The sequence below is a fragment of the Dolichospermum sp. UHCC 0259 genome (genome assembly GCF_009711935.1).
Lineage (GTDB): Bacteria > Cyanobacteriota > Cyanobacteriia > Cyanobacteriales > Nostocaceae > Dolichospermum.
Genome location: NZ_VIKX01000308.1, coordinates 1 through 10,025, shown reverse-complemented (window position 1 = coordinate 10,025; position 10,025 = coordinate 1). Strand labels below are relative to the sequence as shown.

11 protein-coding genes are annotated in these 10,025 nt (G+C 38.1%); 1 reads left to right on the top strand and 10 read right to left on the bottom strand.

What is annotated here, in order from left to right:
- Positions 1 to 160 precede the first annotated feature (160 nt).
- From FJR05_RS25085 to FJR05_RS25075, 3 genes are read right to left on the bottom strand one after another with little or no spacing between them, the layout of a single operon-like run.
- Positions 161 to 1,993 (bottom strand): AAA family ATPase, encoded by a 1,833-nt coding sequence (locus FJR05_RS25085; protein WP_168646613.1) that lies wholly within the window; start codon positions 1,991 to 1,993, stop codon positions 161 to 163.
- 39 nt (positions 1,994 to 2,032) lie between these two features.
- Positions 2,033 to 3,907, bottom strand: coding sequence for an ArsA family ATPase (locus FJR05_RS25080; protein WP_174783855.1), 1,875 nt, complete (start codon positions 3,905 to 3,907; stop codon positions 2,033 to 2,035).
- A gap of 38 nt (positions 3,908 to 3,945) precedes the next feature.
- Positions 3,946 to 4,626 carry a GvpL/GvpF family gas vesicle protein gene (locus tag FJR05_RS25075; RefSeq protein WP_168646612.1) on the bottom strand — a complete coding sequence of 227 codons (681 nt, stop codon included), beginning with the start codon at positions 4,624 to 4,626 and terminating at the stop codon, positions 3,946 to 3,948.
- Positions 4,627 to 4,770: 144 nt separating this feature from the next.
- Between FJR05_RS25075 and FJR05_RS25070 the strand changes: the two genes are divergently transcribed.
- A complete protein-coding gene (locus FJR05_RS25070) occupies positions 4,771 to 5,088 on the top strand; it encodes a gas vesicle protein (protein ID WP_168646611.1) in 318 nt (105 codons plus the stop codon).
- Positions 5,089 to 5,337: 249 nt separating this feature from the next.
- Here FJR05_RS25070 and FJR05_RS25065 read toward each other — a convergent pair whose 3' ends face one another.
- The 7 genes from FJR05_RS25065 to gvpJ all read right to left on the bottom strand — a co-directional run.
- The gene (locus FJR05_RS25065) at positions 5,338 to 5,700 is read right to left on the bottom strand and encodes a gas vesicle protein GvpG (RefSeq protein ID WP_168646610.1); all 363 of its coding nucleotides are present in this window, start codon (positions 5,698 to 5,700) and stop codon (positions 5,338 to 5,340) included.
- 11 nt (positions 5,701 to 5,711) lie between these two features.
- Positions 5,712 to 6,449, bottom strand: a complete 738-nt coding sequence (locus FJR05_RS25060) for a GvpL/GvpF family gas vesicle protein (RefSeq protein ID WP_168646609.1) — start codon at positions 6,447 to 6,449, stop codon at positions 5,712 to 5,714.
- A gap of 47 nt (positions 6,450 to 6,496) precedes the next feature.
- Positions 6,497 to 7,006: a gas vesicle protein K gene (locus FJR05_RS25055; protein WP_168646608.1), complete on the bottom strand. Its 510-nt coding sequence runs from the start codon at positions 7,004 to 7,006 to the stop codon at positions 6,497 to 6,499.
- A gap of 112 nt (positions 7,007 to 7,118) precedes the next feature.
- Positions 7,119 to 7,568 carry a gas vesicle protein gene (locus FJR05_RS25050; protein ID WP_168646607.1) on the bottom strand — a complete coding sequence of 150 codons (450 nt, stop codon included), beginning with the start codon at positions 7,566 to 7,568 and terminating at the stop codon, positions 7,119 to 7,121.
- An 85-nt stretch (positions 7,569 to 7,653) separates the two neighbouring features.
- Positions 7,654 to 8,733 (bottom strand): gas vesicle protein GvpN, encoded by a 1,080-nt coding sequence (gene gvpN / locus FJR05_RS25045; RefSeq protein WP_174783854.1) that lies wholly within the window; start codon positions 8,731 to 8,733, stop codon positions 7,654 to 7,656.
- Between the two features lie 340 nt (positions 8,734 to 9,073).
- Positions 9,074 to 9,565, bottom strand: a complete 492-nt coding sequence (gene gvpC / locus FJR05_RS25040; protein WP_168646606.1) for a gas vesicle protein GvpC — start codon at positions 9,563 to 9,565, stop codon at positions 9,074 to 9,076.
- A gap of 299 nt (positions 9,566 to 9,864) precedes the next feature.
- Positions 9,865 to 10,025: gas vesicle protein GvpJ (gvpJ, locus tag FJR05_RS25035; protein WP_168642895.1), on the bottom strand; the 161-nt coding region annotated here is incomplete at its 5' end.

Genomic DNA, 10,025 nt, shown 5'->3' with positions numbered 1-10,025 from the left:
TGAGCTTTCAGGTATCCTTTTTTCTATCATACTTTCTGCATGAAGGAAATCCCTGGTTTTCCTGTCAAAATTAACACACTAGGAATACACTGTCAGTGAACAAAAAGAAACCCCTGGTTAACATCCTGTCAACCAGAGGTAGTTCAATTGAAGAATTTAGCTAAACAGGACGTTGGCGCATTAAAACTTGATAGGAATATTCAAAATCATCATTAGTAATCCTAATATCAGCCGGATCTGTCTGTCCTTGCGATCGAAAACGGCGAATAGCTTCCACAGCAGCCTGATTGGATAGCAATACTAAATCTGCACCATTCCAGCCATCCGTGACCTCAGACCAATAGGTTAAATTCACATCTAACAAGGGTCGTCCCTGAGTATAGACCTGCAAAATATCTAAACGACTGGCTAAATCAGGTAAATCTACCTTAAGTTGTAAATCCAACCTTCCTGCCCGTAATAAAGCAGAATCAAGAGCATCAGGACGGTTCGTAGCCCCAATTACCAAAATACTTGCACCGACCTCTACACCATCCAACTCAGTCAGTAACTGTCCCACTACCCGGTTACTCACACCAGAATCACCACTATACGTTCCCCGTGCCGGAGCTAAGGTATCAATTTCATCAATAAATATCACACAGGGTTCTGCTTGTCGCGCCTTAGCAAACAATTCCCGTACCGCTTGCTCACTAGCGCCCACCCAACGGGTAAGCAACTCTGGTCCATTGACACCAATAAAATTAGCCCTAGCTTGGGATGCTACAGCCTTTGCTAATAAAGTTTTACCAGTTCCCGGTGGTCCCCATAACAAAATCCCCTTGGGAGCTACAGCTTTAGTTTGCAAGTAAAGTTCTGGATAAAGCAACGCCCCTTCTACGGATTCTCGCAAGGTTTGTTTAATCGTTTCTAAACCACCAATATCATCCCACGCCACTTGGGGAACTTCAACTTCAACGCTGCGAAGTACAGCCGGCTTGATTTCCTTTAGCCCTTGTAAAAAATCAGTTTGATTAACCGTCATGTTTTCGGGAGCTTCCACTTCTATGGAAGGAACTTGACGACGGAGGGCGGTATAAGCAGCCTTTTGACAGACAGCTTTCAAATCAGCACCTACAAATCCTACGGCGCGTTCAGCGATAAAATCGAGGTCAACCGTGTCATCCAAGGGCATGGAGCGGGTGAGAATTTGCAGAATTTCTTTGCGTCCGTTAATGTCGGGAATCCGAAACTGAACTTCTCTGTCAAATCGTCCCGGTCGTCGCAAGGCTGGATCAAGATGGTCAGGGCGGTTAGTAGCTGCGAGGACAATCACCCCTGGAGTATGGGAGAAACCATCCATCAAGCCTAAGAGTTGGGCAACGAGACGCTTCTCAACTTCCCCTTCAACAGCACTCCGGTCTGGGGCGAGGCTATCAATTTCATCAATAAAGATAATACAGGGAGCATTTTTAGCAGCTTTTTCAAAGATACCTCGCAATCTTTGTTCCGCCTCACCGTAATATTTGCTAATGACTTCGGGACCGACAATAGCAATGTAGTTAACACCCAATTCTTCTGCCAAAGCCCTGGCAGTGAGGGTTTTGCCAGTTCCTGGGGGTCCAACTAATAATACACCGTGAGTGGGTTCTAGTCCCAATTTAGCCAGGAGATCAGGGCGTTTTAAGGGAATAGCAATTAGTTCTTTGAGTTCTTTGAGCATTTCACTCAGTCCACCGATATCCTTGAGAGCAATACCTGAAGTGGGATCAGGAGGGACAACGGGATCTGATGGACCTGCACCTGAAGCTGGGGGTGATGGAGTGTTCATTCGACTTGTACCCACATCATTACCCATATTACTGCTACGAGGAATATTTCCTGTGCGGGGAATGTTGCTTAAAGGTCGAGAATTAAACTGAACATTGGTTTTAATTTCTCCGTTTTCTGCCTTTTCTTCTAAGGTTTTTACCAGGTCTAGTAACTGTTCAAATCCTTTGAATAAATCACTCATAAAAGTCCTCCAAAAATTGATGATAAACAGTTCATCTACTTAAAATAAAAGATTGGCAGCGCCTTGAACTCTGGCAAGTGGTTCTACCGATCTGGGTAACTTAGGTAAACGAATAATTGTTTGTTCAGGAAACAGACTACTATCAGTTTCCAGTTCTTGAGTGTAGCGATTTTGCACTACATAACGTTGTTGAATTTTCATGGTTTTCAACGTTTCTGTTAAGCGGATATGTTCGGCAATGATCGCTGCTTCTGCCTGAATCACACCCACAAACTGGGTATGATGTGGATCTTTTAATTTCTTTTGAGCTTGGACAGCTTGTTGGCGCAAATGTCGCAACCGTCCCATAAAATCAACTCGACCTAAGACATTTTGATATTTCATCCACAGCTTAAATATCCAAGATAGCCATTCTCCTAAAGCAGTGGGCATTTGTAAAAATTGCAGGAGATGACCTGTTGGTGCTGTATCTAAAATAATCAAATCTTGCTCATTACTGTCTAATAAATCGAGGATGGTGATTAGGGATAGCATCTCATCAATACCAGGTAAAGCTTGAGACATAATCTGTCGCCAAGCTTCTGGAAGATAAGCAATATTTACTGTTGTTTCAGTTTCTGTTCCTTCTCCACTAATCATATCCGCTAATTCCCACAGGTAATCAGCGCGGAATTGATCTAATATTTGGGCAGCATCAATTTCTTGTCCGCTTAAATTAGGAGTTAGTGATACAGGTTCATGTCCTAATTTTTGACCAAAAGCATCTCCTAATGAATGAGCAGGATCTATGGAAATCATACGAATTTTTTTCTCAGGATAACGATTAGCTAAAGCCCAGCCCATCGCAGCAGAAACTGTGGTTTTGCCAACTCCTCCTTTGCCACCAACAATAATTAGTTGACATCCCTCAGCGATAAAGTCAGTAAAGCTGGGGGGGATTTTGCTTGGCCATTGGATTAGTGGCGGAGTTGCAAGTTCAACGCTATCAATTTTCTGCATTTGAGAGGCGATATTATCTAATGCAACTCCACCTAGTGGTTGGAATTTTTGTTGCGGGACGATAAAAACGGGTTTATTTTGGGAAATTGTTAAGAATTTATTGATAAATTTTTGCTGTTCCGCATAGCGGTCTGGCTCTATATCTAAATCTGTCAAAATTCGATTGATTACTATTCCTGCATAGGGAATATCTAGAGTTTTTAAATTTTCTAAGAATCGCTCTGTTTCCGCAAAACACATTGGTTCAGAAACGGCGGCAACTAAACAACCTGTAAATGTATCATCTTGTAGTAGTCGTCTACTTTCTGATAATTGTAGTTTGAGATCAGCTAAAAAGTCATCTACTTCGTCTCTTGTATAACCTCCGGTGAAGGTTTGTGTGATTACCTGATGTTTTTTCTGAAATAGTTCTAAAGAGTTTAAAATCACATCTAGAAAATCTTTCAGTCGTAATAAGTTTAATGTATGACCAGAAGGAGCCATATCAACTACTATCCGATCTACTTTTTTTTCAGACAGTAAGTATTGAATTTCTAGTAAACCCATTAATTCGTTTAAACCAGGCCAGTTTAAATCCCAAACAGGTGCTAGGTCTTCTCCGTCAGCTAAACTGCCTCGCTCTACCAATAGTTCTAAAAATTGACTATATTTGGCTTTAAATTCTAATAACAGTTTTTGAGCATCTAAGGCCTGAATACTCAAATTAGGTAAATCTGTTAATGGTGAGGCATAATCTTTCACTTCTGAAAGTAATATATCACCTAAAGAATGTGCCGGATCTGTAGAAATTAACAAGATTTTTTCAGCGGGGAATTGTCTTGCCCAATAACGGGCGAAACTACAAGAAATGGTGGTCTTACCAACTCCACCTTTACCGCTAAACATGACTAAATGAAGTGAGTCGTATTGATTCATAAGATGCTAAAAAAGTAAAGAAACGTTGGCAGAAATAATTAAATGAAGTGATAAGGAGGAAGACCTTCTCCTAAAAATAGATTCCACCGAGGGCAAGTTTGCTGCCAAGTTAAAAATTGCTCTAAAAGTAACGTTTTATTTTGGTAATTGACTAAAAGGTAAATGCGTACTTCTTCTCCTTGTTCTTGAATGATCACGGGAATTTGATTGATGTTACTGATAAAATTAATCAAGATTTCTTTTTCTGATGCTTGGGCAAGAATAAAGTTTTTTTGCTGTTGATAGTGTTGCTTTTTAGCTAAAAAGTAATTTCTACCTGATTCTAAAACTGGCGATTCTTCGTCAAGCATCCGAGGAATCAATTTTAAAATAAATTCGGTTTTACCATTGATTTTTTCTAGCTTATTTAGATATTCTTGCCCATGAAATTCTAGATGGGTAAGCAAGTTTTCTGTAGAAGCAAAATAAGTCCCAAACCGTAATGGTAAAACTGTAGTTTGTTGAAAAATATCACAAATAACTCGGTCATGATTTATAGCCATTTGGACAATTTTCTCATCATCATCTTGAAATGATTCTAGGAATATTCCTGGCTCAACAATAGCTGAAAGTCCATTTCCGTCAATTTGAATTACTGAAGTAGTAGAACCTGGTGGTAAATGCAAGGAAAAGCTAGGTTTTTTTAAGAAAGCATAAGTGTAAAGATTTTCTAATTCCATATATTTCACCTATATAAAAATATTTTTGGGTAAGTTACTAAGGTTTTTATTCATGGAAATACTAGATAAATTTAGTTCTGAATTATTCAGTATTTACAATCGTAAATTATTGGTTATAATACTAGAAAATATTCAGGTTTTATCATGAAAAGCTTTCGTCATCGTAGTATTATTAGAGCTAAAATTAGCACGATACCACGACATATCTCTGAAGCATCTAGTCAATTAGAACTTTATAAGATGGTAGCTGAGAAACAACGTATTAGCAAAGAATTATCTTCCATTAAAGAACGAATGACTACACTTCAAAAACGGTTAGATTCTCTCAATAATGAGATAGAAAACACAGAAAGAACGATTCATAAATTGCGTCAACCCCACTCTAGTATTTCTCAAAATGTGGTGCGTTCAAAGACTGTTGTTGAATCCAGTAATTACCAAACTTTTGAGATTGAATATTAAGATGTAGAATCTTGATAAATTTGGTAGAAATGAACAGACAAAATCAAAATTATTACCCGCAAGAGCGGGTTTTTTAGTAAGCATTCAGCTATCAGTAGTCAGCTAAAACTGGATTTTAGCGGTTTTGAAATAGGGAGACTGACATCAGTAATTAATATTCAGAATGCTTACGGTTTTTATTATCATCTTCAACGCTATTTAAGTATGGAAATAAGTCCATTGGCGTTAAAAATTATTATCCCTGCGATGCTAGGTTGATAAAACGAGATCCTTTTCTCTGTCTGTTTCTGTTGTAAGTTGAGGTTGGATAACAAAGTCTTGCTCTTGTTCTAATTCTAGTTGCAAGCGAGCTTCTTCTTCTGCCAATTCTAGTTCTAAGCGGGCTTCGTCTTCTAAGGCTTGAATTTTCAAAAGAATCTCTTCTTCTTGAATCTCAAAGTCCTCTTCAGAAATGTCACCAATATCGAAAGAAAGCTGCAAGTTTAATAATTGTTTATGCAAATTTTCTTGAGCATCAAATTCAGTATTGGTACGCTCTTGGATTTGCTCACCAATCCAAACCAGTCCATTAAGTGGACCCATGATTGGTAATAGTAAAAGTTTCGTTAGCATGATAAAAACTCCTATGAAGCAAGCTGGGCAAATGTGTAAGGTGCGGTAAAATTGTTGTAGCGGATACGGAGGCGATCGCCAAATTTTTGATCAATAGCTTCGACTCGTTCACTAAATACAGCTTCTGCTTCCCAAGGAATTAAAAAAGCCGCATTGTAAATCATTTCTTCCGTCATCGGATCACTTTCCACAATCTCCTTAGCTAAAGGATGTAGATTATTAAAAAACTCTTGAATGACAGTCTGCTTGCGAGCAACTAAATTACTTTCAATCAATTGTCCGATTTGAATTATTTCTTCCATTCTCAAATTTTTGCCTTCCATGTTGTCGCGCTGCTGCTTCAACTCATGATTAGACTCCATCATGGCTTGCAATTCCGATTTGCTATCCCATAGAATCTTAATGCTTACCTCTCTTTGTCCTGCCAGCTTTTGAAATAACTCATTTAATTGCTCTTTGTATGGTTCAATTAGTTGTTTTTGGATTGTCTCCCAATCTTTTACAACTAATCCAAACCGTAGAGGCAAAAGAACATGAAACCCCTCGTGCATTGCTTGTTCTAAAACCTTTTCATGGGTTAACAAATTACGACGGGAAGCCAAATATTTTTCTTGACAAGCATCGGAATATAAAAAACTAAATCCATCAACTACCTGACTATGAACAGGTTGTTTATCCAATCCTTGAAGATCAATATTTTCAGGAATTGGATCTGGGAAAATGCCGTACAAATAAAGACCAGTATTCATAAGCTGCAAAAAAAATCAAACCTAAATTTACGACTGAAAACTGGGAATTAAATTGGTTTTGATGTCAAAACTAACCTTAATTTGGCGTGAATAAGATCCAGTTGAGCTACACCTATATCTATTTCACCATCTACAACTATTCCGGTATTTAAAAGCCTGTCTAATAACTCTAGTATTGAAGGGCGACTACCAGTTTCTCCTGGATAATAAGAACCAGCGGCTGGTAAAAGAGTACCAAACTCTCCTAAATTTAGATTCAAATCTGCTGGATCAATGTCAAATATCTGGCATAAATTTAAAATTTGTTCCTCTAACTTTTGCAAACTTTCTGCGGTTCGCTCTAAGTCAGATTCACTGAGCAAATCCTCTTCCATGCGCCGAATTATTTGAGCTTCCATCAATTGGCGGATCAATTCCAATACAGTCAATAATAAGGGAGCTAAACCCGTTTCATTATTAGATTTCTTCTGAGGAGAGGTGTTGAGAAATTCGCTAGAGTTTTCAACTGGAGTGACGGTAAGAAAATCGTTGGAGTTTTCAACTGGAGTACAGACCATTTTTATGATGCCACATAAAGGTTTAAATTTCTTTGATGTAATTTAATCATTAAAATCGCCAGAGTTCCAGTTTTTATAAATTCGATATGGATAACTCCTAAATTTTAATTAATTAGACATCAAGTTGAGAATCTACCGGCAATGGAATACTTTCTTCATGGGTTTGATGATTATTATCTTCAGTATTCTCTACTAACGGAATTTGCTCTTGTACTTTAGCTGATGTTAGTAAATTTATCTGTGATTCTAAGCTCTCTAGACGATGCTGAAGTTGCTGATTTTCTTCAACTAAACGTTGAGCTTTGCTACTGAGATAAGGGTCTGTTTCCCACCAATTGATACCCATTTCTTTGGCTTTATCCACGGAAGCAATTAACAAACGAATCCGAATGTGTATAAGTTCTGTGGAGGCAATAGAGATAGAAATATCGCCAGCAATGACAATTCCTTTATCTAAAACCCTTTCGAGAATGTCCGCTAAAGTCGAACCTTGGGTAGATGTGTTAATAGTTCGACTTGAGTTGGTTTGAGGGCGTGTTGGCAGTATGGGCGTAGAAGTCACGAATGATTCAACTCTTGAGTAGTATAAACACGATTAACTTTGTAAACTAAATATTTTTGCTCCGCAGAAGATGGAGCATTAATGATTAGTTGAGAACTTTGGTGGAAGGCTTTTGAAAGCCCTTAAATTCGTTATTTTTTTGCTGACTTACGTAATCAGAAACTTCTTTCTCTAAGGGGATATCATTTCCTAAGTCCGTATTAGTGATTGTTTCCATTGTTGGCAAGCTACCCAATTCGGCATTATTTAATATCTCGATTTCTTTTGTGGGAAATTGAGAAATGACATCTAGGAAAATATCCGTAGACTCACTGACAGATAGATGAGTCCGGTTAGACAATATCTCCATAGCAATTTCCTGAAAAAAGGAATTTTCTGGTGTCGCCTCAATGTTGTTATCTGCACAGACTTTAGCAATCATTAAACAAGACCGTAAACCAGAGGTTTTTTCCGCACCTGTAGCTAATCGGAATGACTTAACTAACCGAACTATTAAGTAAGCAAATTCTTTCTGGATGTTCGTTTTTTGAACCAATATCTCTGTTTGAGTGATCTCATCTGGTTCTGGCATATTAATAGTTACCAATCTATCCATCAAAGCATCTTGTGTTGAGTGAACTCCACAATATTCTTCGGGATTAGATGTAAAAATAGCCCGGAATTGAGGACTAACACTCAGGTATTCTGGCTGATTACTGCTAGGGGGAAGACTGAGAATTTTTTCTTCTAATGCTGATAGCAAGACGTTATTAACTTCAGGTCGTGAACGGTTAAATTCGTCATAGACTAAAGTGAAGCCTTCACGACAAGCGAGGGTTAACCGAGAATCAACCCAATTTTGTTTGAATTCATCTTCAACTTTAACAACACTATGGATATAGTTATCTAGTAATTTTTTGTGAGTGTAACCAGATTCACTACCAATCAGATCCGAACTTTTAAATTCGTCATCTCCAAATAGTAACATGACTGGTCTATCTAGACAGTGAGCCAAGTGCAGGGCTAAGGTTGTTTTCCCTGTACCAGCGGGTCCGCGTAAGTGAATGGGGAATCCTGATTTGAGATAAAGTAATGCCCGAATTGCTACTTGCTCGATAGCAGGTGTGACTACAAACTGTCCTGGACGGACACGAAGAACTGCTCTTTTATGATTAGTTTTAGTCATAGTTATGAGGTAAAGATGGTAAGTAAATTACGATTGTCAGAAAAAAAGAAATATTATGAGAATAATGTGAAATTTCTCAATTGATGTGCTATGATCGTTCTATTTAGTTGAGCGCAGGAAGTAGGAAACCAGTTTAATAAACGTAGCAACTTGAACGCTAAATTGAATTTATACGTTCCTGTTACTACGGTGTAAATATAGACTGCCGACTCTTCAGGCCTAAACTCATTGTTGAATTTTATTATTCGCCCCCTTGTTTGACCAGCTTTGCACCTGGAATGTTAGGGGGCATTACTATTTAGACCTATTCTTCTACAGATAAACTCTGTGTATTGAGCGATTAAAGGCTAACACCAAAAATACTTACAAATAAATCCTGACGGAATGCTTGCAGTTCTTTTGCTTGTTTTTGAGCTTTAGCAATACGTTCTTGAGCGGTTTCTGCTAAAAATTCTTGGCTGGTTTGCTCAAGTTGCTTATGGAACGCTTGTAGTTCTTCTGCTTGTTTTTGAGCTTGAGCAATGCGTTCTTGAGCAGTTGCTGCTAAAAATTCTTGGCTGGTTTGCTCAAGTTGCTTACGGAATGCTTGCAGTTCTTCTGCTTGTTTTTGAGCTTTAGCAATACGTTCTTGAGCGGTTTCTGCTAAAAATTCTTGGCTGGTTTGCTCAAGTTGCTTATGGAACGCTTGTAGTTCTTCTGCTTGTTTTTGAGCCTGAGCGTTTCTGTTTGCTGTTGTAGCAGACAAGAATTCATTAGTCTCTTGAAATAGTTGAGCTACTGCTTCAACTATTGACTTACGTTCTTGGCGAATTTTTGGGAGTAAAGCAGTCATAAATTTCTCCAGAAAATAATAAACTGGCATTAACTAGATTCAAGGAATTTTTTAATCCACTGAGTCTAGTTTCAGAGTTTCCCGCTTTTTTTATATCCTTTGAGAGATCTTAATTTCAGAATGCTCTTCTTTCATCACTATTTGGATAAAGCGACAGATTTTCCAGGTTTGACGGCCTATTAAAATGAAGATTGCACCTAATTTTGATTAAAGAGGGATATACAAATAATTAAAAAAGCAGGTTGAATATCAGAATTAAATGAAATATTCATTAATCCTGATATTGGGAATTTGCTTAATTAAGCAGGAACTGCTGCTGATTGAGTTAAACCAACTGCTTCTGCATATTTCAAATAGGTTTCAACGGAAGCGATAACAATCCGAGCTTCAATTGCTAGTAGTTCAATACCAACTAAAGAAACACGAACCCAAGCATCAATTACGATACCTTTGTCAAGGA